Raw genomic sequence first — 23383 nt, 5'->3', positions numbered from 1 at the left:
CCTTTAAACGGTGACGAGGATTGCGGAGACCTTGCGGCCGCGCAGGAGGACGAAGGCGAGTACGGCGGCGCAGAGCACGCCGACGGTGGCGGCGAGGAAGGCCGACGACATGGCGGCGTCGTAGGCCTGGCGCGCGGCGTCGGCCAGCGCGGGGTCGGCCATCCCGGCGGCGATCGAACGGCGAGCCTCATCAGAACCCGAAGGCATCGCGGCGGTATAGCCGGCCGTGGCCAGGCTGCCCAGGATGGCCACGCCAAGAGCGGCGCCGGCCTGCTGGATGGTGTCGTTCAACGCTGAACCGACACCGGCCTGGTCGGTGGGGATGGAACTCATCAGGGCGGCGATGGCCGTGGGGCTGGCCAGGCCGCTGCCCGCGCCGAGCACGACCTGGGCGATGGCCAGCGCGGTGAAGCTGTCGGAGGAGGAGAAGCTGAGGACGGCGAAGCCGCAGGCCATGATGAGCATGCCGATGACGGCGGTGGTGCGGTTGCCGAGCTTACTGCCCAGACCGACGCCGATGCCGTTGAAGACGATCGAGGCGATGAACATCGGGATGAAGGCCGCGCCCGCCTGGGCGGGGGTGTAGCCGAGAACGAACTGCATGTACTGGGTGAGCAGCAGCAGGAGACCGCCGTTGCCGATCTGGACCAGCGTCAGCGACAGGCTGCCACCCGCGAAGTTGCGGTCGCGGAAGAGTTTCAGCGGCACCATCGGGTGTTCGGTGCGCAGTTCCCAGCCGATGAAGGCGGCCAGTCCGATGACGGTGACGGCCAGGGAGAGCCAGTTGATGCCGTGGACGCTCTCGTTGATCGTCCAGACCAGCGCGGTCATCCCGATCGTGGAGAGCACCGCGCCGAGCGGGTCGGGCCTGGTCACCGGGCCCTTGGACTCCGGCATGAAGGCCAGCGAGGTGACGATGGCGACCACGGCGATCGGGACGTTGATCCAGAAGACCGCCTCCCAGCCCAGGGAGGAGACCAGCGCGCCGCCGACGACGGGGCCGCCGATCAGGCCGAGGACGGCGAATGCGGCGCCGACGGCCATGGCCTTGCGGCGTTCGTCCTCGTCGGGGAAGACGACAATCAGCAGCGACATGGTCGACGGCATGACCATCGCGCCGCCGAGGCCCATCGCCACGCGGGCGGCGATCAGCTGGCCGGGGTCGGTGGCGAAGGTGGCCGCCACGGAGGCCAGACCGAACAGGGCCAGGCCGATGACCATCAGCAGACGCCTGCCGTACCGGTCGGAAAGAGCGCCCGCGGTGAGCAGCAGGCCCGCGAAGACCAGCATGTAGGACTCCAGGATCCACTGGAGGTCCTGGGAGGTGGCGCCCAGGTCGGCGGCCAGGGCGGGCACGGCGACGGTGAGGGCCATGTTGTCGATGACCAGAACCATGGTGCTCAGGCAGAGCACGATCAGGATCAGCCAGCGGCGGGGGTTCGGTTGCATATGTTCGGCTTTCAGTTGAGCGGCCAGTCAATGGCGATATCGGCCACCTGGGTGAGGTAGGCGGTGAAAACGTGGAGCGCCACCTGGGCGACGATCTCGACGATCTGCCGGTCGGAGAGCCCGGCCTGCCGGGCCACCGCCACGTGGTCGTCGGAGACCGCGCCCTTGAGGACAGCAGCTGCCAGCTCCAGGACGGCGCGGTTCAGGGGGTCTGCCGCCTCGCCCCGGCGGGCCCGGGCCACCTCGGCCGCCGGCAGCCCGACGACCTTGGTCCCGAGGAAGGAATGCTGCGCCAGGCCGTAGCCGGACTTGTTCTCCTGTGCCACGAGCAGGGCGATGCGGATGAGGGTGTCCGCCGAGAGAGTCCTCTTCGCGCCGACAACGTTCAGATAGCCCTCCAGCACGGCCGGGTTGTTGGCCAGCACCTTGACCAGGTTGGGGACTACCCCCAGCGCTTTGTGGACGGCGGTCAGAAGGTGAGTGGTCTCTCCGGCTGCGTTGTCCGGGTCCACCAGGGTGAGGCGGGTCATGTCTCTATGGTTCAGGGGGGTCTTGATAGGTTCTCGATGCGTTTTCTATCTTTGGGAGTACGGCGTGCATTTCCGGATCCTTGGTCCCGTTGAGGCCGTGACTCCCAGCCCGAACAACCTGGCGCCCAGACACCGGGCGGTCCTCGCCTACCTGCTGCTGAACTCCGGCACGGTGATCAGCACCGCCCGCCTGATCGAGGCCATCTGGGGCATGCTGCCTCCCGACTCGGCCCGGGCCCAGATCCAGACCACGATCGCCGCGATCCGGCGCATGCTGCGCGCCGCGAACGCCGACGGCCTGTTGTCCACTCACTCCGCCGGATACAAGCTCACCCCCGAACCCGGCCAGCTGGACCTGGACGAGTTCACGAGCCTGGTCAGCACCGACCAGATCCGCGCCGCGCTGAACCTGTGGCGCGGAGAGCCCCTGACCGGCATCACCGCCGACTACGTCCCGAGCGCCAGAGCCCGGCTGAACGACCGGCGCCTGGCCGCCCTCGAACGCCTGGCGGAGACGGAACTGGACCGCGGCAACCACGAGGCGCTCATCGACGAGCTGGCCGTGAATGTGACCGCCCATCCGCTGCGGGAACGGCTGACCGGGCAGCTGATGCTCGCCCTGCACCGCGCCGGACGTCAGCCGGAGGCCCTGGAAATCGCGAGAACGTTCCGGCAGACCCTCGCCGACCAGCAGGGGCTGGACCCCGGCCACACCTTCGTCAAGCTCGAACAGTCGATCCTGCGTGACGACGCCGCCCTACGACCCGGGCGGCCGAGCTACCTGCCCTACGACGTCCCCGACTTCACCGGCCGGACCGCCGAGCTGCGGGAGCTGACCGGGCACTCACAGATTTGGGCCATCGACGGCATGGCCGGGGTCGGCAAGACGACGCTCGCGGTCCATGCGGCCCACCACCTCGCGGGCGACTTCCCCGACGGCCAGCTTTTCGTCGACCTGATGGCCCACACCGCGGGCCAGAAGCCGCTCAGCGCCGGTGACGCCCTGGAGTGCCTCCTGACCCAGCTGGGTGTCCCCGCCGAACGAATGCCGCTCTCGCCCGCCGACCGGGCCGCCCTGTGGCGGTCGGAACTGTCCGGCCGCCGGGTGCTGATCGTGCTGGACAACGCCCTCAACGCCGAACACGTGCGACCGTTGCTGCCCGGCACCAGCGGTTGCGTCGTCCTGGTCACCAGCCGCCGGCGCCTGACCGACCTGGACGGCGCCCAGGCCCTGTCCATGGAGGTGCTGCCCGCCGCCGACGCCATGGAGCTGTTCACCACGATCGTGGGGAAGCGGGCGGAGGCCGAACCGGTCGCGGTTCTCGACGTTCTGCAGCTGTGCGGCTTCCTGCCGCTGGCCGTCCGCATCGCCGCCGCCCGCCTGCACCACCGGCCCAGCTGGACCGTCGCCTACCTGGCCGAACGGCTGCGCGACCAGCGCCGCAGGCTGTCCGAGCTGGCCACCGCCGAACGCGGGGTGGCCAGTGCGTTCACCCTCTCCTACGAGCAGCTCGGCCCCGACCGGCAGCGCATGTTCCGGCTGCTGGGGCTCCAGCCAGGCCGCGACCTCACCGCCGACGCCGCGGCGGCACTGGCCGGACTCTCGCTCGACGAGGCCGAGATCATCCTGGAGGACCTGCTGGACGCCCACCTCCTGTCCCAGCGAGTGCCCGGCCGCTACGTCCTCCACGACCTGCTGCGCGAGCATGCCCTCAACACCGTGAACGCCCAAGAATCGCTCGAAGCCCGGGACGAAGCCCTGGCCCGCCTTTCCGAGTTCTACCTGAACTCTGCGGGCGCGGCCGCCAACCTGCTCTATCCCGCACAAAAGCACCTAAGACCACAGCTGCCCGCCCCTGCTCGGCCGCCACAGAACGCGACCGAGGCGCTCACCTGGCTGGAAACCGAACGAGCCAACCTCATCGCCATCGCCCACCACACCGTCCGTCCCGGTGATCTGGTCATCACGCTGGCTACTTATCTGCTCCACCGCGCACCTCAGGCCGACACCGAAGCCCTGTTCGATCTGGCGCTCCAGGCCAGCCGCCAGGCTGGCGACCCGGCGGCCGAGGTCCGTGTCCTGCTCTACCTCGGCGAGATCCTCTTTTGGTTTCACGGCGACTGCGAGCGGGCGGCCGACAACTTCAGGTCCGTCCTGAAAATCGCACGCGACCTCGCCGACCGCTACCTCGAGAGCCGCGCGGTACAGAACCTCGCGGCGGTTCACCTAAAGCAGCGGGCGTACGGCGAAGCCCAGCGGCTCTTCGAGTTGGCACTCGCCCTGAACCGGGAGGCCGACAAACCGCTGGGGGTCGCCGGCAGCCTGACCTGCCTCGGTGTCGTCCACGGATGCCAAGGACGCTACGCGGAGGCGCACGACCACCATCGCCAGGCGCAGCGCCTCTACCGTGAGGCCGGTGTACAGATCGCCGAGGCCCCCGTGCTGAACCACATCGGGCTCGTCTACAAGCAGCAGGGCCACGCCGAACAGGCTCACCGTCACCATCGGGAGGCTCTGGAGCTGTGCCGTGCACTCCGTCTCACCCCTCAGGAGACCGTGTCGCTCAACGGCCTGGCGGAGGCGGCCCGGTCCATGGGCGACCCCGCTCAGGCCGTGGCCGAACACGAGGCCGCGCTGGCGCTGGCCCGCGACCTGATCAACCGCCCCGAGCAGGCCCGCGCCCACGACGGCCTGGCCCGCGCCCACCGGGACCTTGGCAACCACGACCGGGCCTACGACCACGCCCGCCAGGCTCTCGACCTCTACACCGACTTCGGCGTCCCCGAGGCGGACGAGATGCGGGCCTTCCTCGCCGAGGCTCAGCTCAGTCCGAGGTGAGCGGGTCACGTCGGAGGACGCGCTGGCACCACGTGCACACCTTCGAGTCAGCCGGCGAAGGCACCTTGATGCGGGACACCATCGACTTCACCGCCCTCTCGGATCGGCCGAGCGTCCCCTTGCTCTCCCGTACCTGAAAGCGCAGCAGGTCGTAGATGGTTTGGTCGGTGCCGTCCTCGCGCCATCTGCGGGTAGTAGTGGAGCACCTCGCTGTGCGGGGGCAGGTCGTGGGGCAGCAGGCTCCACTGGCAGCCGGTCCGGCTTTGGCACAGCAGCGCGTTGACGATCTCACGCATCGCGTATCTGCCCTGGTGGCCACTGACTGAGAGGGCGGATCGCGGGTTGATGTCCCATTGACCGCTTGCGCTGTCGGCCAAGCGCTGGTCACGTACTCATCGCCGGTCTAGGGACGCGGCGGAGCGAACAATCCGGGCTCGATCTCCACGAGGATGCCCAAGCTGACCAGGCGTTTCAGCTTGGCGCGGGTGTTCTCGATGTTGTTGCGCACCAACGGCAGGCCCAGCGCCAGGCATAGATCACGCGCCCGGGTGGGCTGGCCGGTGTCGGCCATGATCGTGAGAATCTGCTGGTAGGCAGGGTGGCCGGGAAGCGTGGGGGCCGGTAGCGGGGGTACCGGATCGGGCTCGGCGGCCAGGACGAGGAGGGTCTTGCGGGTGATCCGCAGGCGGTCGAGATCCTGGTCGAGGTCGTGAAGGCGAGCGGTCAGCTCCTCGATCTGGGCGCGTGCCTGTTCGATCTGCTCGGTCAGCGCCTGCTCGCGGGCGTCGAGGCGGTCCAGCAGCCAGGTACCGGGATCGGGATGCCCGCTCACGCCGAGCGCCAGGTGGGGGTGGCGGTGCCGGTCAACCGGCGGGTCATCGCGTCGGTCATCGCCCAGTACACGCGTGATTCGGAGCTGGCCGGATCGTGTTCGTAGTCGCGTACCCAGGCGGCGGTGCAGGGACAACGTGCCGTAGATCTGTTCCACGATCCAGCGTTTCGGCTAGGGGACGAACCCCGTGTCGGCGGGGGTTGCGTTCGACGATCTTCACATGGATGCCGTGAGTGGCGCCGTGGGCGACCACGCTGGTCTTGAACCCCTGATCGACCAGGGCGGTCTGGACGCTGCCGGGCACGGTGGCGGCGACGACCCGGTCCAGCAGGGCTGTGCCGATGGTGTTGTCGTGCACCGAGGCCGCCGCGACCCTCCGCGATCCGGCGCAGGGTCGCCATCTGGCGCTCATTCAGCTTGGCCCACCGACGCATATCACTACATGACACCAGGACGCCACCATACGCAACCGAATTGCGCGACCACGGGAGTTCTCAACTTATGAGGTGGTCAGGAGCGCGGCGAGAAGGGCCCGACTTCGGGGGGCCATCTCACTCTGGTATCGGCGCCGAGTTGGCGTTCAAGGACGGTGATCTGGTGCCGTAGAGCGAATATCTCCACGTCCTTGTCCCGGTCAGCCATGGGCAGCAACCGCAGCGCGGCGAATGTGTTCGCGACGGTGAGGTAGGCCGAGCGAAGGAGCACGGCTGATCATCCTGCCGTACACGTTCCGTCTTCTGAGGGGCCGAGCTCGCACCGCCAAGCGAGTCCTCACATGGCCGCGACCTGAGCGGATGTATTTTTCGGCAGAAGCAGCAGACACCCTCATTTCTTCGTTGCCAGACTCTGAGCTGGCAATCCTGGACGAAGAATCGACACGGGTCCGACAGGGGAAAAGGACGGCCCGCCGGACGGTACGAGCTCCTTCCTTTCAATGTGAATGAGCTCCCCACGTTCGTCAGAGGCTGGATGGAAGCGGCTCGAGTGCCCGAGCCCGCCCTTGCCGTGGCGGCCTTTATGCACCAGGTCAACAGCGGAAGGCTGCGCGAACTGGCCAGGAACCCGCTCATGGCCACCATTCTGTGCCAGGTGCACGCTGTCGACCTCACGCACCCCCTTCCCAAGGGCCGCTACGCCGCCTACCAGCGCTTCTACGAACTGTTGCGCGACAGGTTCTACGACCCTTCCTCAACGGGGATCAACCACCAGCTCCATACACAACTGCGGCGTTACGGCGCTCAGGCATCGGCCGCTATCGATGGCCTGCCGGGCAGGCTGTTGACCGCTTTGGGACAGACCGCGTTTCGGCGGCAGAATGAACGTGTTGGCGCCGGTGCGCTGGAAGAGATCAAAGCGTGCGTGAGCGATCTACGCCCCCATGACATGCCGGTCAGCAGGTGGGACGCACTGACGGCGCAAGTGCTGCGCCGCACGGGTCTGGTCGTGGTTACAGCCGGCGACATCGCGTTCGTGCACCAGACCCTGGCGGAGTTCCTGGCCGCCAGGCATGCCGCTTGTGACCCACGTGCTGGCGAGAGCGAGTTACTCAGGCTCTCGCACAAGAACAACCTGCACGCACTGTCCTTCCTTACCTCCTACGATCGGTTCCTGGTCGCCGCATGGATCGCGGAAGATCGCAGCCCGCCAGGCCTGCGCGACCTGATCGTGGAGCTGTCCGGAAGCTACAGCTCGGCTGCTGGAGTCGCGGAACTGGTCCGTGACGGGGTGGATCTGGGCGACGAGGTCCTCGAAACGATGGCAACCACGCTTCGGAGATTGGCCAGCGGCCGTGACCTTTCCAGAGCCATGGCCGCCGCCGAAGACCTGGCCTCGGTCGATGTCCCGTCCGCCGTGGAGGTGCTCTCCATCGTTCTCAAGAGCCCGGCGATCAACTTCCTGGACCGTGCCCAGTCATCGAAAAAGATCATCGAGTTCGACCCGCTGCGCGCCGTGGACGTATTCGCCGAAGTGTCCATGAGCCGTCGGCTCGACATCATGTACCGCGACCACGCCTCTGACTATCTGATGGAGCTAGACCAAGCGCGCGCCGCATCGGTCATTGCCGAGATGGTCCGGGAACGCGAAGGCAACGCCGACGAGCTCATCGTGCTAACCAGGAAGCTGGCCAGGCTGGACAGGTCCGTCGCGGTCAGCATGCTGGAGGAAGTCCTGAACCGCCGCACCTGGAGAGAGCCACATCGCCAAGAGCTGCTGAAGTCGCTCGCGGAGATGGAGTCCTCGCTCTGACGGCTTTGTGCGTTGCTGAACTCCTCGAACGCCAGGCCGCGTCAGTGAGTTCGTGACGGCGCACCATGTCACGATCAAGCCATACCGACTAGATCAAGACCTGCAATCCACCGCGGCGTCGTAGGTGTCGGCGGCCCCATGCGACGTCGTCCTGTTCGAAAACCGCAGCTTCCACGCTAGCGGCGTCGCGCCTCCGGCCAGCCCCGCATCGCTTCATGCTCCAGTACGGCTACCGCTGGCTGCAGCCCGTCGACGACCCCGTCCCCGCCTCCAGCACCGCGCCGACCTCGACCCGGCCACCCGCCAGTTGCTGCGCACTCCCAACCGCAGCCCCGGCGGCTCCCTCGCGAAGGGCGCTGGCACCGCCCCCTTGCGCCAATGGTGGGCCACCACAACCGCCGACTCCGCCGCGCCTGCGTGAACATCGTCAGCTCGAGAGCACACCCAGCGCAGCCGTGCGGGGACCGCGTGTCGCCCTGGTCAGCGACATGGCTATCACGTTTCTCGCGTACTGCGTCTGCCCCGCACTAGAACGCGGACCTGGCCCACCGCCCCGGCTCGCAGCCGAATCCGCACATCAGATCGTCTTCACAAGATCAGCTGGCTGTTGAAGCTCCGTGGCAGCGCTTGTACTCCTTTCCTGACCCACACCGGCATGCCGCGTTGCGCTCAACGTCACCCAGCCTCGTGCGCTGCCCTGCAGCGGGGTCTGCCGATGGACGGGCAGGGTATGCGCCAAGATTCAGTCGAAGATGTGCCACGTTGCTACGCACAACCTTCGTCAGAGGATGATCGGTGCCGAGCACGCGCTCACTGTCGGCCAGGGTGCGCTCGTACAGCGGGATGGCCCGGCCCACATCGCCCATCGACTCGTAGGCGCTGGCGAGGTTGTTGCGGGAGCCCAACGTGTCGGGGTGGTCGGGGCCGAGCACCCGTTGCCGGTCGGCCAGGGTGCGCTCGTACAGCGGGATGGCCCGACCCAGATCCCCCGCCGACTGGTAGACATGGGCCAGGTTGTTGCGGGAGTTCAGCGTGTGGGGATGGTCGGGGCCGAGCACGCGTTGCCGGTCGGCGAGGGTCTGCTCGTGCAGCGGGATGGCCCTGCCCAGATCGCCCGCCGCCTCGTAAGCGTAGGCGAGATTGTTGCGGGAGGTCAGGGTGTCGGGGTGGTCGGGGCCGAGCACCCGTTGCCGGTCGGCCAGGGTGCGCTCGTGCAGCAGGATGGCCCGACCTAGATCTCTGGCTGACTGGTAGGCGGTGGCGAGGTTGTTGCGAGAGGTCAGGGTGTTGGGGTGGTCGGCTCCCAGCACCCGCTGCTGGTCGGCGAGGCTCTGCTCGTACAGCGGGATGGCCCGACCCAGATCCCCCGCCGACTCGTAGGCATAGGCCAGATTAGTGCGGGAGTTCAACGTGTCTGGGTGATCGGCGCCCAGCACCCGCTCCCGATCGGCCAAGGTGCGCTCGTACAGCGGGATGGCCCGGCCCAGATCCCCGGCCGCCTCGTAGGCGCTGGCGAGGTTGTTGCGGGAGCCCAACGTGTCGGGGTGGTCGGCGCCCAGCACCCGCTGCTGGTCGGCGAGGGTCTGCTCGTGCAGGGGAACGGCTCGGCGCAAATCTCCCGCCGCCTGGTAGGCAAGGGCGAGGTTACTGCGGGAGTACAGGGTATCGGGGTGGTCGGCGCCCAGCACCCGCTGGCGTTCGGTAAGGGTCTGCTCGTGCAGGGGAATGGCCCGTCGCAGATCTCCCGCCAACTGGTAGGCATAGGCGAGGTTGTTGCGGAAGGTCAGGGTGTTGGGGTGGTCGGTGCCGAGCACCCGCTGCTGGTCGGCGAGGGTCTGCTCGTACATGGGGATGGCCCGGCCCAGATCCCCCACCGACTCGTAAGCGCTGGCGAGATTGATACGGGAGGATAGGGCGTCGGGGTGGTCGGGGCCAAGAACCCGCTGAAGGTCGGTGAGAGTCTGCTCCAACAGGGGGATGGCCCGGCCCAGATCCCCCGTCGACTGGTAGACGTAGGCGAGGTTACTGCGGGAGTACAGGGTATCGGGGTGGTCGGCGCCCAGCACCCGCTCCCGATCGGCGAGAGTCTGCTCCAACAGCAGGGTGGCCCGGCCCAAATCGGCCACGTCGTGGAGATAGACGCCGCAGCAGGCGCGCAGACTGAGCAGGTCGTCGGTCAGATGGCCAGCCTTGGCGGCCAAGGCGTGCACCGTGGCGCTTTGTTCGACCAGCATGTCGACGGCGGCGCGGGCGGCCCAGGTTGCGGCGCCGTCGGGGATGTGGCGGTTGAAGTGGTACAGCAGGGTGGTGGCGCGGGTCAGCATGCCGGACAGGTCGCCAAAGCTGGTATGGGGGGTGTGCTGGGCGCGTTCACGTAGGACGCGGCTGGTCAGGCGGTGCATGAGCACGGTGCTGCCATCGTCGCTGAAGCTGATCAGGGAGGTATCGGCCAGCTCGGCGAGCAGCTGATCCAGCTCGGCGGTGTCGCCCGGGTCGAGGTCTTCGGGGTTGGTGGTGCCGTACAGGATCGCCCGGGGCACACCGGATTCCGACAGCACCGCCAGCAGCTCCAGCAGCACGCGGGCGCCGGGGATGGTGTCTTCGGCCTGGTCGATGGACAGCAGGATCGCCTGCGCGGTCCCTTGCGGGTAGCCGTCTCCGGCGCGCGGCAGGTACTCGCTGAGCGGGAGGTCGCGCAGCGCCTTCAGGTAGGCGGGGTAGGTCATGCGGCGACGCGCGATCAGTGCCCCGGCCTGGCCGATCGCCAGCGGCAGATGGCCGAGCTCGTGGGCGACGTCGTCGGCGCCCGGGGTGGTCTGGCCGGTGCGCTGGTGCAGGCAGGCCACCGACTGTCCGGGGGCGAAGACGCCGACGTCGACCGGTTCGAACAGCTCGTGGAAGGCGCGGTTGCGGCTGGTGATGAGAATCTGGACGGCGCCGGTGGCCGGGCACCAGGGCGCCACGTCGTCGACCTTGGTGGCGTTGTCGAAGACCAGCAGGCCGGGCCGGTCGGTGGCGGCCAGCCAGTCGCGGGCCTTGGCCGCCGCGGTGGCGGTGTCGTCGTCGGCGCCCAGCAGGTTCAGCCGGCGGGCCAAGCCGGCCAAGCCGGTGAGGATCTGGTCGGTGTTCTGGGCGTTGATCCAGACGATCAGCGGCCAGCCGGCGTGCTGGCGATCCCAGGCGTAGGAGGCGGCCAGCAGGCTCTTGCCCATCCCCGGGGTGCCAGTCAATGCGTCGACGATCGCGGCGCCTTCGATGACGGCTTCTCCTTCTTCCCGCATCCGGGCCCTCAGCTGTTCCAGCTCTGGACGGGGCTGGAAGGCGCGCGGGCGCCGGGGAATGTCGCCTTCCACGATCTGGTCGAGCACAACGTGACCTAACTCGGTGTCAGGCACGGGCGGACGATCGTCAGGAACGGGTGTGGAAGCTGGCCGGTCTTCTCTGGCCCGTACCCAAGCATCCCGCCAGTTCCGTAAACGCTGACGCGTGGTGATGCCGCTAGCTTCCAGCACCAGCTGCAGCGTCCTCCAGCGCGGGAACGTCTTTCCGCTCACCATGTCATGGAGCGTGGCCGTCCCGATCCCCGCAGCGGCAGCCACTTGCTCGTAGGAGCGGCCATCGGAGCCGAACAGGCGCTGAAGCGCCACGCGAAGATCGGCCCGGGTGTGGATCTTCGACGGGTCGGCCACCAGCCCCTCCCAACACCACCGCAAGCCTGTCGTGAGCGCACCGCGACGCAGCAAACCGCGGCACCGCAGCGTGACCGTTCGGTTTCATTCGGAGCCTAAAGCCCGGCACCTCCGGCAACCAGCCAATACGCGCAACTTGATCCAGCCGGATGCCCATCGGGCCGGTCAAAGCCATCGTCGTGGCATGACCACCACCACGATCCTCGCAGCCATCGGAGCGCTCATCCTGATCCTGCACACCGCCACCCGCATCCCCGCCGCGCTGGCCGAACTGCTACTCGCCTGCCTGCCGCTGCTGCGCGCCGTCAGCGAGCTGCGCGCCGCGCTCCGGGCACACCCGCCGCAGACCGCCGAATCACTCACCGACAAGACCCCCGCTCTTCCCCCGGACGGCACGAACGTCCACCACGACGACCGTGATCAGTGACCGCCCCCGCCTGGCTGCGACACAGGAGAGGGGACAGGCACCCGCTTCCGTGCTCTGCTGGAGGCCTCATCGCCCTTCTTCTCACTGGAACGTGTGCAGACGATGCCCCCGGCCGTGGAAGGGGTGCCAAACTGGCGACCTCGCGTCATCAAGTGTCGCGTGTTCGAGCACTCTGGAACTGCAAGGGCCACACTGCGTGGTCGCGAGCGAATGAGCGGGGTCGCCGGATGTCAGGCCGGGCGGCGTCTGCTTCCTTCTGGTGTGAAGGTAAGGGTGTCCTTGAACGTTCCCCTGCCGAAGCCGACGGCCAAGAGGACGGGCTCGTCGTAGATGGAGCGCCAAATCCTGTCGGTTTCGTCGGGGCCCCCGTTGCAGAAGTGAAAGAAGACGATCGGGCTGGTGAGTACGGCCTGGGCTCTGGCCTCGGTGAAGATCTCGTTCATGATCGCAGGAATTTGCCGTCACCGTCTCGAATCAGGAAGCGTGCCCGACAGCTCACGCCAAGACCCCGACACGCGTGAGGGTGCGATTCCTGATCCCTCCAGTCGGTCCGTCGACCAGGGGACAGCAGCCCCCAGTACCACCGATACTTGCTGCCATGCCAAATCGGCGAAGTGAGAGCACGAACCCGCTGGCAGTGAAGGTAACCGCCGCAGCGATTGGCGGCGCCGCCGGCCTCATCGGCCCAGAAGCCGCAGTAGCAGGCACTGGGCTTACCCCCGTGATCGAAGATGCTCTTGGCCAGCTCTACGAGAGGATTACCACCCAGAGGGTCAAGCGCGTCACGGAGACCCTGGCCGACGCTGCCGAAGAACTCGGCGGCGATCCAACCGAACAGTTCAGGCGACTCACTGAAGCGGCGGCATCAGATGATGCCTACCAAGAATTGCTCGCCCGCACGCTGACCATCGCCCAAGACAGCGCAATGCGAGACAAGCGCCGGGCGCTAGGACGCGCCCTAGCCAACGCCCTGGACGACATGGGCACCAGGGTCGACAGTGAGATCGCGTTCGTTCGGACGCTGGCCGACTTGGACCCAGTCCACATCCGCCTGTTAAAGATCATGAGCAGCAGGCCGTAGCACCTCGAGCGGGTCGCGGCCCAGATGAACGCCGCAGACGACCCCAAGACAGCCCGGCAGTGGTACGAATGGAGCATCATCGAGGCCGATCCCGTCCTGAAGGACTCGGCTCACGGCGCGCTCCGAGTCCTCGAGCAACACGGCCTGATCTGGGACCACGGTGAACAACGTGTTGCCTCTCCTCATGAAGTGCAACGCGAGTACGAGATATCTCCCTACGGTGACTACCTCATCGAGCGTCTGGCGGCACCAGGCGAGTGATTCCCACGCATGTGGCAGGAAGTAGCGGCGAGCACGCCGGCGGCTGTATGAATCCTCGGTTAATGCCACAGGCGTGGTGACTGGGTCGGGAAGATGACGTCCAAGGAACTCAAGATCGATCCCGCGCGTTTAGGGGGCTGGCCAAACCAGGCAACAAATTGTTTCCGAGCTCTCGCTCCTACACTTGCGAGACCCAATGGATCACAGCCGAATCAGGCAGACCTGAACAGTCTAGGGCTCGCCACGGGCAGCGGGCGGCCCGCCGAACATCGCGCCCAATGCTCGTCACATGCCTTCGGCCCCCGATACCCATAAACACTGGGCGACATTCTTGGACATTTTCAGAGCCCATAAAGTTGAGCAGAGTGATATTATTGAATACAGTTAAGCTGTGTGCGACATAAGTCCTTGCGACTTTTAATCCGTAGGTTCCAGGTTCGAGCCCCGGGCACCCTGCATGACCTGGGGTTTCTGTATTTTCAACTCGCCCCTGCAAGGCGAGATCGTCGATTTCATGCTCGTCACGTGCCCTCCGGCAACGGGCATGCACGCGGGCCCGAGGCGGAAGGGTTCCACGGCACGCCACACCCGACTCGACTCCAGACCCGCCCAAGCGCCCGCAAAGCCGCCCCCGCCCGAGACATTCGCCCTCCCGAGCTTCGCCGCCCCACTCCGGTCATGCCCAACGGACTGACCGCCGATCTCGTCGATGCCAAGTAGCGCGTTCGCGGGTGAGTTTCGACAGCGTTCAGAGTGAGTGGATGCCGCCAAGCGGACGGGTGAGAACTCGCTGCGCCGACGGAGGTGCAGTCCCAGGAGGGAGGCGCCGGGCCTGATCATTCCTCCCCCAGGGTGCTGAGGATGCTCTCGACGATCCGGGCGCGGGCGGTCTGCGTGAGGGGAGCCGCCAGCGTGGTCTCGTACCCCCAGGAGCCGTCGGCGGCCATCCGCGCGACCAGGCATCGCAGCGAGAGGTCATCGAGCTCTTCGACCGCCTGCTCTTCCTCTGGGAACCATCGGCGGTAGACCCGTTCCCAGGGGGCGATCCATTCCGGCTCGTTCACGGCCTCCATGATGAGCCTCATCTCGACGCTGCTCGGAGCCTTGAGCGCCGCCCGCACATAGCCTCGCGTGCGTTCCACGAGCGTCGCCCCCTCCGGTTCGCCTCCGGTGGCCTCAAGGAGTTGGCGCTCCATGCGCGCGGCGAGCTCCTCGTGGATCCCCAGGAGCAGGGCGTGCTTGCTCGGGAAGTGGTAGATGAGGCCCCTCTTGGTCACCCCGGCCTCCTCGGCGACCGCGTCGAGCGTGAGCGCTGTGATGCCGCGCTCCTCGACGACGGTGAGGGCGGCCTCGATCAGCTTGGGCCGTGCGCTCGGTCGTGCCATCTGCTCTCCCATCGACACCATTAGTATACCGTTTAGTGAAGTACACTGATTGGTGAAGTAACTCGATGGGATACGAACATGAACACCACTCTCCAGCGGGCCACACCCCGCGCCTGGGTCGGGCTGGCCGTACTCGTGCTGCCGATGCTGCTCATCGCCATCGACGGCATGGTCCTGGTCTTCGCCCTGGCCGACATCACCCAAGACCTCAAGCCGACCGGCACGCAGCAGCTCTGGATGCTCGACATCTACTCGCTGCTGCTCGCCGGCCTGCTTATCACCATGTCGACCCTGGGCGACCGATTCGGGCGGCGCAAAGTGCTGCTCATCGGCGCGGTCGTCTTCGCGATCGCCTCCGTCCTGGGCGCCCTGTCGACCGAACCGTGGATGCTCATCGGATCCCGCGCCCTGCTCGGAATCGCAGGCGCGACGATCATGCCCGGGACGCTGTCCCTCATCCGCAACATGTTCCTCGACCGCGACCAGCGACGCACCGCGATGGCCGTCTGGTCGGCGATGGGCGCGCTCGGCGCCGCCGCGGGCCCGATCGTCGGCGGCTGGATCATCGAGACGTTCAGCTGGCACGCCGCCTTCCTCATGAACATCCCGGTCATGGTGCTGCTGCTCGTCCTCGCGCCGTTCCTCGTCCCGGAAAGCAAGAACCCCAACCCGGGAAACATCGACGTCCCCAGCATCCTGCTCTCACTCGCGGGCATGATCTCGTTCGTCTACGGCGTCAAGACCTTCGCCGAAGGCAAGGAGCCCGGCATCGGGTTCGCCACCTTCTTCGCCGGGCTCGTCCTGCTCGCGCTGTTCGTGATCCGTCAGCTCCGCATGCCGACGCCGATGATCAACGTGCGCCTGTTCAAGGTGCGCGCGTTCACCGGTGCAGTGCTCACCGACCTGCTGTCGATCTTCTCTCTCGTCGGAGCGCTGTTCGCCCTCACCCAGTTCCTGCAGCTCGTCGTCGGCCTCAGCGTCATCCAGTCGGCGCTGTGGATGTTGCCCCAGGCCGCCGTCTCCGCCTTCGCCGGGTTCATCGCCGCCGCACTCGTCAAGCGGATCCCCACATCCGTCATCGTCTCCGCAGGCGTGCTCATCACCGCAGGCGGATTCGCGACCCTGATGACGCTCACACCCGACACCCAGCCCTGGCAGATCGCGATCGCCCTGTGCCTTGTCGGCCTCGGCGCCGGCGTGGGCATGACGCTCACCAACGACCTCATCATGAGCTCGGTGCGTCCCGAGCAGTCAGGCCAGGCCGCCGCGATCAGCGAGAGCGCCTACGAGCTCGGCACCGCCTTCGGCACCGCCATCCTCGGCTCGGTCCTGCTCGGCTTCTACCGCAACGGCCTCGCCGGCACCGCCCCGGCAGGACTGCCCGCAGGCGTACTCGATGCCGCGAAGGAAACTCTCGCCACCGCACTGCTCTACGCCCAGGAACTGCCCGGCAAGATCGGAACGGCGCTGGCCACGGCCGCGACCGACGCGTTCACCACCGCGCTGGCATGGACCGGCGGCATCGCCTCACTGATCCTGCTCGGCGTGGCGGTCTTCGCGGGCATCATGCTCCGCGGCGTGTCCGCACAGGCGGACCTCGCCGAAGCCGACCACGAGTAGCGCAGAAGCGGTGCGTGAGGACCCTCGGAGCGGGGCCGGATCATCCGATCGAGGCCCGGTCCCTGTCGTCCAGCAAGAAGAGCCGCTCCGGCCCAGACGGAGCACCTACGGACCGGCCTGGAGGGCTGCCTTTGTCATCAGGGCTGCGGCCGACCCCACCTTGGCGAGTATGCGCGACAGCGGGATCCGCGCCGCGGCCAGTGAGGGCGGCGACCAGGCCAGCCAGCGCTACCGGGATGTCCGGCGACCGGGACACCCCGGTGGCAAGGGTTCAATTCTGATAGCGGCCGCACCAGGGGCTGTGGATGTTTAAAACGCTTGTTTGCGGCATTGGTAGGATCACCGCGTGGGAGTTCCTGAGGATTTGCTGGCCGCGGCGAAGCAGTGCCTGTCCGAGCGCGGATACGCCCGCACGACAGTGCGCGACATCGTTGCCGTCTCCGGCAGCAACCTCGCCGCGATCAACTACCACTTCCGCTCCAAGGACGCGCTGCTCACCCAGGCGATGATCGAGGTGACCGGCGAAGCCGTCGCGGAGATCCTCAAGGCCTTCCCCGACGACACCCAGGAGTGGTTCGAGGCCTTCTGGGTGGAGCTGATCGAGTCCTTCCGCACCAACCCCACGGTATGGCGGGCCAACGTCGAGACGCTCGCGCAGGCCCCTCACCTGCCCGACGTGCGGGCCCGCCTGGCCGAGGGGCAGGCACTGGCCCAGCGTGAGCTTGGCCGGCGCATGCCACGCCAGGATGAGGCGGGTGCGCAGGTGCTGCTGACGCTGCTCATCGGCCTGCTGGTGCAGTGGCAGATCGCTCCGGACAGCGCCCCGACGTCCCATGACCTGGCCGCCGGTATCCGGTCGCTGGCTGTGGCAGCCGCCGGCTAACGCGCCGCGTGCCGTTCGGAGCGGTCCGGGCGGGGCCGCGGTTGTGGCCGACTCGCGCGCCGTACGGTTCGCAGCATGACGGGTGCGAGCACCGCCATCACGCACAACGCCGCGGCGGCGGCGAGCATGGCGTAGTGCTGCCCCTGGGCGAAGGCTTCGCGGGCGGCGACGGCCAGCGCGCTCGCGGCCGGCTCCCCCATGTGCCGCGCCGACTCCAGGGCGCCGCCCAGGGTGTCGAGCGCCGCTGACGGAGCCCCGGAATCGGCGAGCTGTCCCCGGTAGACGGCGGTGCCGATGCTGCCCAGCAGGGAGATGCCGAGCGCGCCGCCGAACTCGGTGGCCACCTGCGACAGCCCGGCGACGGCTCCCGCACGCTCCGGTGGGGCGGTGGCGATGATCAGGTCGGAGGAGACCGTCAGAACGAGGGTGACGCCTCCGGCCATCAGCATGATCCCCGCGATCAGCAGACCGTTCTGCCCCGTCACGTCCAGCCTGGACAGCAGCGCGAACCCGCTCGCGCCGACGAGCAGCCCGGCGCAGACGACCAGGCCCGGCCTGACCTTGCGGACCAGCGCCGGCGCGAGCCCGGCGGCGAGCATCGCCATGCCCGCCGAGGGCAGCGCGTACAGGCCGGCGACGAGCGGCCGAGCCCCCATGACCATCTGCAAGTACTGCGTCGTGAACAGGCTGGAGCCGACCATGGCGAAGACCCCGAGGGTGTTGGCGCCGATCGCGGCGGTGAAGGCGCGACTGCCGAACAGGCGCACGTCCAGCATCGGATCGGCCATCGCGCGCTGCCGCCTGACGAAGGCGGCACCCATCGCCAGGCCGGCGACGATGGCCAGCACCGGCGCCCAGCCGAGGCCGTCCTGGGCGATGTGCTGGATCCCGTAGATCGTGGGCAGGATCGCGCCCAGCGACAGGGCCACGCCGAGCAGGTCGAACCGGCCCGGGCGCGGATCACGCGATTCGGGCAGCAGCAGCGGCGCCAGGATCAGCAGCAGCGCCATCACCGGCAGGTTGACCAGGAACACCGAGCCCCACCAGAAGTGCTCCAGCAACGCGCCCCCCATCAGCGGGCCCAGCATCGCGCCGCCGGCGAACGCGCCGGTCCAGATGGCGATCGCGACGCGGCGCTGGCCGTCATCGTGGAACATGTTGCGAATCAGCGACAGCGTCGAGGGCATCAACGTGGCGCCACCCACCCCGAGCAGGGCACGAGTGACGATCAGCAGGTCGGCGCTGGGAGAGAAGGCGGCGACCGCGGAGGCGGCGCCGAACGCCGCGGCCCCGGCCATCAGCAGCCGCCGCCGCCCGACCCGGTCACCAAGCGTGCCCATCGGCAGCAGCAGTCCGGCCAGCATGAACGGGTAGATGTCGATGATCCACAGCAGCTGGGAGCCGCTCGGCGCCAGGGAGGCGCTGATGAACGGCAGCGCGTACGACAGCACGTGCAGGTCGACGGAGATCAGCAACACCGGCAGGACCAGGACGGCCAGCCCGATCCACTGCTTGCGTCCGGCTTTCATGAGCGGCCCTTCTCTCGGAGCGGAGCACCGGCCTGGTGCAGGTGACGCAGCGCCTCGCGGTGCGAGGCGACGAAACTGACTTCGTGGTACGGCAGGCGCAACTGCCGGCAGTGGGCCTGCACGATGGGTTGCGCCAGGCGCAGGTTGGGGGTGGGCATGCTGGGGAACAGGTGGTGTTCGATCTGGTAGTTGAGCCCGCCCATGGCGAGGTCGGTGAACCGCCCGCCGCGTACGTTGCGGGTGGTGAGCACCTGCTTGCGCAGAAAGTCGAGCTTGGCCTCCCCCGTGAGGGTCGGCATGCCCTTGTGGCCAGGGGCGAACACGCAGCCCATGTAGACGCCGAACAGCCCCTGGTGGACGGCGAAGAAGACCAGTGCCTTGCCCGGTGACAGGGTCCACACCAGCACACCCAGGTAGAAGGCGAAGTGCGCGAACAGCAGCGTGCCCTCCAGGACACGCTGTTTCATCCACGGCTGCCGCAGTGCCCGCACCCCGCCGACGTGCAGGTTGAGCCCTTCGAGCAGGAGCAGCGGGTAGAGGAGGAACGCCTGCCGTCCGCCGATGAGCCGGGCCAGGCCACGCGCGTTGCGCGCCTGTTTCGGTGACCACACCAGGATGTCGGGCGCGACGTCAGGATCGAGGTCCTCGTGGTTGGGGTTGGCGTGGTGGCGGGTGTGCTTGTTCATCCACCAGCCGTAGCCGAGGCCGATGGCGAGGTTGCCGCCGAGCCGCCCGAGGATCTCGCTCGGGCGGCGATCGGTGAAGACCTGCCGGTGTGCCAGGTCGTGCAGAACGAGGGCGACCTGCGCGAAGACGATCGCGAAGTAGACGGCCAGCAGGAGCTGGAGCCAGGAGTCGCCCAGCCATGGGAACGCTGCGGCCCCTGCGACGTAGGCGGCTGCGACGGCGCTGATCCGGATCAGGTAGTAGCGGGGGCGCCGGTCGAGGAGCCCGGCCTGCCGGATGCGTTTGGACAGGCGGCTGAAGTCGCTCGCGGCCGTGGCCGCTGCGGTTGCTTGTGCCATGCCGACGACCATACACACGTTTGAAACGTTTGTGCAAAACATGTGTTTGTGACGTTTGTTTGGATAGGGTGGCACGATGAAAGAGCACGACACGCTGATCGGGGGCGCCAAACGCTGCCTGCAGGAACGCGGCTCCGCGCACACCACGGCACGCGACATCGCCAGGACTTCCGGCGCGAACCTGGCCTCCATCGGCTACCAGTTCGGCTCGAAGGACGCGCCGCTGGCCGAGGCCATGGTCGAGGCGATCGCCGAGTGGACCGACAAGCTGCGCCAGGCCATGGCGGGCGAGGTGCCGCGCGAGGGGATGAGACGTTGTGGCAGCAGGCGACCGAGCTGCTCGACCTCCGCCGCCCCGTTTTCGTGGCCGGCATCGAGGTCTTCGCTCAGGCCGAGCGCCGACCGCAGCTGCGCCAATCACTGGCCGGCGCGCAGGAGGCCGCCCGCCTGGAGTTGACCCACTGGCTCGCTGAAGGAACGTCGCCTCCAGCGACGCAGCGGGCGGTCGGCGCCTCTATCTGACCTTGCTGACGGGGCTGATCATGCAACGCCTCATCGACCCGGCATGCGCCCCACCGCCGAATCGCCGGCGGAGGCGCTGCGTGCCGTACGTGCACGTGCCACCGCATGACGGGATACCTTCGCTCACCCTGCGTCGAGCCCTGCTGATGGTGGATGCGGTGAACGGGATGGCCTCCGCCGACCGCCTGGTTAATGGAGGCAGTGATCGCGCTGGGCGCGGCAGCGGTATGGGCAGAGGAAGGGCGCACCCTGTTGGACAGGGTCACAGCATGGACGACATGCCAGCGCCGATGCGCACGCTCTTCAAGGTTCCACCTCGAAACGCGCTCACCTCCGTTGGCAGCGGCCGCCCCGGGACCGGGCCTTCGCCGGGGAGGATCGCGGCGATCTGCACCAGTCCTTCCGGGGGCAGGTCGAGCCGTACGGCGGGAAGCCACCCGTCCATCTGGGAGGCGGTGCGCGCTCCGACGACAGCCCCTGTCACGCCGGGGCCACGCCAACACCCACGCGACCGCGATGGCGGCGACCGACAGGCGTTGCGTTCGGCGATCGGCCGCAGCGCGTCGACGACGGTCAGCCGCTCGGCCAGCCCCGTGGTGAAGCTGGTGTGGTGCTTGCGCCAGTCGTCGTCGGGCAGCGACGCCACCCGCTCGGCGGAGAAGGAGCCGGCGAGCAGCCCCGAGTCCATCAGCGAGTAGACGATGACGCCGATGCCGTGGGCGTTCGCCCAGGCGATCTCGGGCGCGCCGTTCCTGTTGAGCGCGGAGGACTGCGGCGGCTGGGTGCTCGCGGTGCGCCCCGCCCCGGCAGCGGGCCCGTGCAGACGACCTTCCATCGCGTGCTGGTCTACCACGCGAACGCGGCCCGTTCGGCGCAGTGCCAGCATGGGCCCGCGCCGACTGCGGGCTGGAGCTCGCCGCGCTCAACAGGAACGCCACCATCTCGACGTCGGGGTCAGCGGTAGCACGCTTGACCAGGAGTTCCAGCGCTGCGACGTCTTCACGTTCCGCGGCCCCGGCCAGCAGGTGGTCAATGCGGGTGGGCAGACCATTGAGCTGTGCGGCGCCTTCGGCTTCCAGGGCCGCACGAGTCCTCGAAGCCGGAGATGACCGTGCTTCGGCCGGCCGGGTGGCGTGCGGCGCCAAAACCGTCTCAGCCCGGTGGCCCTGCTCGCCCCGAGCCCGCCGGCACCCCTATCCGACTCTGAGCGCCAGCTTCCCCACATAGTGATCGTTCAGGGCACGATGGGCATCCCGGACCCGCTCCGTAGGGAAGCTCTGAGCGATGTGAACCTCGAAGGAGCTCGCCTCGATGATCGCGTTCAGCCGATCGGTGGCGGAACGGCTGCGATCCCCGTCGTAGTACGAAACCGGCGAGCCCGGCGACGTCACGAGCTCGGGCACGACCCCGTTCGGCAGGGCGATTCGTCCGGAGTTCTTGACCGCACGAAGCGATCGTTCGGCCGTCTCGCCTCCTACGGTGACCAGGGCCGCATCGAGCCCGTCGGGAGCGAACTCCAACGCGGCGGAGAACACGTCGGTCTTGCGGCCGTCGACGGCGTGGTCGGCGTCGAGCCGCTGGGCGAGCGCGACGCCATCGTCACCGGACGCGACGGCGAGCACCCTGAGGCCGGCATGCCGCGCCAGCTGCACCGCCATGTGCCCGACGCCCCCGCTGGCCCCGAAGATCATGAGCGTCTCGCCGGGGCGCAGGCCGAGCAGGTCGAGACCGCTCAGGGCGGTCAGCGCATCCCAGGCCATCGCGCCGGCCTGCGCGGTCGGCATTCGGTCCGGCACGCGAGCCACGAACTCCGCCTCCACGACACCGTACTCCGCGTAGAAGCCGCCACGCGGCATCGGCATTGTCGCGGCGTAGACACGCTCACCCAGGTCGAACCGGGTGACGTTGCGCCCGACCGCGGCAACCGTGCCCGCTCCGTCCCAGCCGAGGACGTAGGGGAAGGGCGCGGGAACGTTGAAGTAGCCTTCGTACTCCCCTTCCCTCTCGAGCGCGTCCCAGGACCCGACTCCTGCGTACTCCACCCGGATGAGGACGTCGTCGTCACCCACCTCCGGGAGTGGGATCTGGCGCAACGAGAGCTCGTCGACTCCACCGAATCGGTCGATCACAACCGCGTCCATCAGGCCTCCGAATTACTTGAGCGAATCAAGCATCATTGGACCATAAGTGTTTGAGGCAATCAAGTAACTCGTCTAGGCTGGACATCATGGCGCTGCCGAATGGGCCCGTGGCCACTTCATCCGAGGTCGAGGCCGTCTTGTTCGACCTGGTCGACGTCTATGACCGCGCCTACGAGGCGGCCGCAGCCGAGCTGTCACTAAGCCCGGCCCAAGCGTGCGTGCTCGGGCGGCTCGATGAGCGCCGCGGCATGGGCGCCCTGGCGGAGGAGCTCGGCTGCGATGCCTCCAACATCACCCAGATCGTCGTGCGGCTCGAAGCACTCGGCCTCGTAACCCGCGAGCCAGATCCCCGAGACCGCCGCGGGCGCCTGGTGGCGCGAACCACGCGAGGAGACGAGATCAACCAGCGGTTCGCAACAGCCTTCACCTTCGCCCGCACGGCGGTCGCACGGCTCTCGGCCGCCGAACAGGATCAGCTGACGGCGCTGCTGCGCAAGGCCCTGGGCTGACGCACCTTGTACCGCTTCAAACTCGTGCACGAGGTTTGAGCTGGTGCTTCTCAGGACGAGCTAGGCGGCTCGGTGGTACTCGTTGATGACTCCGCCAAGCACTCGCCGACGCCGAATCCGGCCTTCCAGCGGCACCACGACGCCCGCGTCTTGATCAGGCGGGCGTTGTCGGCGGACTGGTGCGGGCGATGCTTGTTGTAGTGACCCGGTGTACTCGCTCGGAATTGATCGAAGGTGGCGTTCGTCGTAGATCAGCATGTGGTCTGTGCATTCGGCTCGGACGGTGCGGATCCAGCGTCCGGCGTAGCAGTTGGCGCGGGGCGTTCGTGGTGGTGTCTTCATCACCGTGACGCCCTGGCTGGCGAAGATCTCGTCGAAGGCGGCGGTGAGCTTGGCGTCCCGGTCACGGATGAA

20 protein-coding genes are annotated in these 23383 nt (G+C 67.9%); 9 read left to right on the top strand and 11 right to left on the bottom strand.

Going from position 1 to position 23383, the window contains the following annotated elements:
- Window positions 1–3: 3 nt before the first annotated feature.
- Together HNR30_RS18385 and HNR30_RS18380 are read right to left on the bottom strand one after the other, a co-directional pair.
- Window positions 4–1449 carry an MFS transporter gene (locus tag HNR30_RS18385; RefSeq protein WP_181611053.1) on the bottom strand — a complete coding sequence of 482 codons (1446 nt, stop codon included), beginning with the start codon at window positions 1447–1449 and terminating at the stop codon, window positions 4–6.
- Window positions 1450–1460: 11 nt separating this feature from the next.
- Window positions 1461–1979 carry a carboxymuconolactone decarboxylase family protein gene (locus HNR30_RS18380; RefSeq protein WP_181611052.1) on the bottom strand — a complete coding sequence of 173 codons (519 nt, stop codon included), beginning with the start codon at window positions 1977–1979 and terminating at the stop codon, window positions 1461–1463.
- Between the two features lie 97 nt (window positions 1980–2076).
- On the opposite strand from HNR30_RS18380, the gene HNR30_RS18375 reads away from it, so the two are divergent.
- Complete coding sequence (locus tag HNR30_RS18375; RefSeq protein ID WP_220133640.1) at window positions 2077–4818, top strand: AfsR/SARP family transcriptional regulator; 2742 nt, start codon at window positions 2077–2079, stop codon at window positions 4816–4818.
- Between the two features lie 47 nt (window positions 4819–4865).
- Here the strand turns inward: HNR30_RS18375 and HNR30_RS50640 are convergent, their stop codons facing one another.
- Entirely contained in the window at window positions 4866–5195 is a 330-nt protein-coding gene (locus tag HNR30_RS50640) for a transposase (RefSeq protein ID WP_376771744.1), read from the bottom strand.
- Window positions 5196–5221: 26 nt separating this feature from the next.
- A complete protein-coding gene (locus tag HNR30_RS18365) occupies window positions 5222–5650 on the bottom strand; it encodes a hypothetical protein (protein ID WP_220133638.1) in 429 nt (142 codons plus the stop codon).
- 936 nt (window positions 5651–6586) lie between these two features.
- Between HNR30_RS18365 and HNR30_RS18360 the strand changes: the two genes are divergently transcribed.
- Window positions 6587–7897, top strand: coding sequence for an NACHT domain-containing protein (locus HNR30_RS18360; RefSeq protein WP_181611050.1), 1311 nt, complete (start codon window positions 6587–6589; stop codon window positions 7895–7897).
- Window positions 7898–8493: 596 nt separating this feature from the next.
- Here the strand turns inward: HNR30_RS18360 and fxsT are convergent.
- Window positions 8494–11586 carry an FxSxx-COOH system tetratricopeptide repeat protein gene (gene fxsT, locus HNR30_RS18355; RefSeq protein WP_181611049.1) on the bottom strand — a complete coding sequence of 1031 codons (3093 nt, stop codon included), beginning with the start codon at window positions 11584–11586 and terminating at the stop codon, window positions 8494–8496.
- A 184-nt stretch (window positions 11587–11770) separates the two neighbouring features.
- Here fxsT and HNR30_RS18350 point away from each other — a divergent pair, with 184 nt between their 5' ends.
- The gene (locus HNR30_RS18350; RefSeq protein ID WP_181611048.1) at window positions 11771–12013 is read left to right on the top strand and encodes a hypothetical protein; all 243 of its coding nucleotides are present in this window, start codon (window positions 11771–11773) and stop codon (window positions 12011–12013) included.
- 230 nt (window positions 12014–12243) lie between these two features.
- Here HNR30_RS18350 and HNR30_RS18345 read toward each other — a convergent pair whose 3' ends face one another.
- Complete coding sequence (locus HNR30_RS18345) at window positions 12244–12456, bottom strand: hypothetical protein (RefSeq protein WP_181611047.1); 213 nt, start codon at window positions 12454–12456, stop codon at window positions 12244–12246.
- A 278-nt stretch (window positions 12457–12734) separates the two neighbouring features.
- On the opposite strand from HNR30_RS18345, the gene HNR30_RS18340 reads away from it, so the two are divergent.
- On the top strand, window positions 12735–13094 hold the full coding sequence (locus HNR30_RS18340) for a hypothetical protein (protein WP_181611046.1): 360 nt from the start codon (window positions 12735–12737) through the stop codon (window positions 13092–13094).
- 24 nt (window positions 13095–13118) lie between these two features.
- The gene (locus HNR30_RS18335; protein ID WP_181611045.1) at window positions 13119–13355 is read left to right on the top strand and encodes a hypothetical protein; all 237 of its coding nucleotides are present in this window, start codon (window positions 13119–13121) and stop codon (window positions 13353–13355) included.
- Between the two features lie 836 nt (window positions 13356–14191).
- Here the strand turns inward: HNR30_RS18335 and HNR30_RS49320 are convergent.
- Window positions 14192–14740 (bottom strand): TetR/AcrR family transcriptional regulator, encoded by a 549-nt coding sequence (locus tag HNR30_RS49320; RefSeq protein WP_181611044.1) that lies wholly within the window; start codon window positions 14738–14740, stop codon window positions 14192–14194.
- Window positions 14741–14818: 78 nt separating this feature from the next.
- Between HNR30_RS49320 and HNR30_RS18325 the strand changes: the two genes are divergently transcribed.
- Together HNR30_RS18325 and HNR30_RS18320 are read left to right on the top strand one after the other, a co-directional pair.
- The gene (locus HNR30_RS18325) at window positions 14819–16360 is read left to right on the top strand and encodes an MFS transporter (RefSeq protein WP_181611043.1); all 1542 of its coding nucleotides are present in this window, start codon (window positions 14819–14821) and stop codon (window positions 16358–16360) included.
- A gap of 346 nt (window positions 16361–16706) precedes the next feature.
- Window positions 16707–17243 (top strand): TetR/AcrR family transcriptional regulator, encoded by a 537-nt coding sequence (locus HNR30_RS18320; RefSeq protein ID WP_181611042.1) that lies wholly within the window; start codon window positions 16707–16709, stop codon window positions 17241–17243.
- Here HNR30_RS18320 and HNR30_RS18315 read toward each other — a convergent pair.
- Together HNR30_RS18315 and HNR30_RS18310 are read right to left on the bottom strand one after the other, a co-directional pair.
- Window positions 17240–18772 (bottom strand): MFS transporter, encoded by a 1533-nt coding sequence (locus tag HNR30_RS18315; RefSeq protein WP_181611041.1) that lies wholly within the window; start codon window positions 18770–18772, stop codon window positions 17240–17242. The genes HNR30_RS18320 and HNR30_RS18315 overlap by 4 nt on opposite strands.
- Window positions 18769–19797 (bottom strand): fatty acid desaturase family protein, encoded by a 1029-nt coding sequence (locus HNR30_RS18310; RefSeq protein WP_181611040.1) that lies wholly within the window; start codon window positions 19795–19797, stop codon window positions 18769–18771. Before HNR30_RS18310 ends, HNR30_RS18315 begins: the two co-directional genes overlap by 4 nt.
- 76 nt (window positions 19798–19873) lie before the next feature.
- Here HNR30_RS18310 and HNR30_RS18305 point away from each other — a divergent pair, with 76 nt between their 5' ends.
- Entirely contained in the window at window positions 19874–20254 is a 381-nt protein-coding gene (locus HNR30_RS18305; protein ID WP_181611039.1) for a TetR/AcrR family transcriptional regulator, read from the top strand.
- 327 nt (window positions 20255–20581) lie between these two features.
- On the opposite strand, the gene HNR30_RS18300 is transcribed toward HNR30_RS18305, so the two are convergent.
- Window positions 20582–21154: an aldo/keto reductase gene (locus HNR30_RS18300; protein WP_181611038.1), complete on the bottom strand. Its 573-nt coding sequence runs from the start codon at window positions 21152–21154 to the stop codon at window positions 20582–20584.
- 358 nt (window positions 21155–21512) lie between these two features.
- Window positions 21513–22388 (bottom strand): quinone oxidoreductase family protein, encoded by an 876-nt coding sequence (locus HNR30_RS18295; protein ID WP_312894479.1) that lies wholly within the window; start codon window positions 22386–22388, stop codon window positions 21513–21515.
- A 158-nt stretch (window positions 22389–22546) separates the two neighbouring features.
- Between HNR30_RS18295 and HNR30_RS18290 the strand changes: the two genes are divergently transcribed.
- Window positions 22547–22969, top strand: a complete 423-nt coding sequence (locus HNR30_RS18290) for a MarR family winged helix-turn-helix transcriptional regulator (RefSeq protein ID WP_181611036.1) — start codon at window positions 22547–22549, stop codon at window positions 22967–22969.
- The last annotated feature ends 414 nt before the right edge of the window (window positions 22970–23383 follow it).

Origin of the sequence: Nonomuraea soli (assembly GCF_013761175.1) — a bacterium.
Taxonomy (GTDB): Bacteria; Actinomycetota; Actinomycetes; order Streptosporangiales; family Streptosporangiaceae; genus Nonomuraea; species Nonomuraea soli.
The sequence above is the reverse complement of the archived record's forward strand: the minus strand, read 5'-3'. Positions and strand labels throughout refer to the sequence as shown.

Bases quoted from the DNA above. Each gene is read 5' to 3' on its own strand.
- HNR30_RS18385 (WP_181611053.1), bottom strand. From the start codon at position 1,449: ATGCAACCGAACCCCCGCCGCTGGCTGATCCTGATCGTGCTCTGCCTG.
- HNR30_RS18380 (WP_181611052.1), bottom strand. From the start codon at position 1,979: ATGACCCGCCTCACCCTGGTGGACCCGGACAACGCAGCCGGAGAGACC.
- HNR30_RS18350 (WP_181611048.1), top strand. From the start codon at position 11,771: ATGACCACCACCACGATCCTCGCAGCCATCGGAGCGCTCATCCTGATC.
- HNR30_RS18345 (WP_181611047.1), bottom strand. From the start codon at position 12,456: ATGAACGAGATCTTCACCGAGGCCAGAGCCCAGGCCGTACTCACCAGC.
- HNR30_RS18335 (WP_181611045.1), top strand. From the start codon at position 13,119: ATGAACGCCGCAGACGACCCCAAGACAGCCCGGCAGTGGTACGAATGG.
- HNR30_RS49320 (WP_181611044.1), bottom strand. From the start codon at position 14,740: ATGGCACGACCGAGCGCACGGCCCAAGCTGATCGAGGCCGCCCTCACC.
- HNR30_RS18325 (WP_181611043.1), top strand. From the start codon at position 14,819: ATGAACACCACTCTCCAGCGGGCCACACCCCGCGCCTGGGTCGGGCTG.
- HNR30_RS18315 (WP_181611041.1), bottom strand. From the start codon at position 18,772: ATGAAAGCCGGACGCAAGCAGTGGATCGGGCTGGCCGTCCTGGTCCTG.
- HNR30_RS18310 (WP_181611040.1), bottom strand. From the start codon at position 19,797: ATGGCACAAGCAACCGCAGCGGCCACGGCCGCGAGCGACTTCAGCCGC.
- HNR30_RS18305 (WP_181611039.1), top strand. From the start codon at position 19,874: ATGAAAGAGCACGACACGCTGATCGGGGGCGCCAAACGCTGCCTGCAG.
- HNR30_RS18300 (WP_181611038.1), bottom strand. From the start codon at position 21,154: ATGGAAGGTCGTCTGCACGGGCCCGCTGCCGGGGCGGGGCGCACCGCG.
- HNR30_RS18290 (WP_181611036.1), top strand. From the start codon at position 22,547: ATGGCGCTGCCGAATGGGCCCGTGGCCACTTCATCCGAGGTCGAGGCC.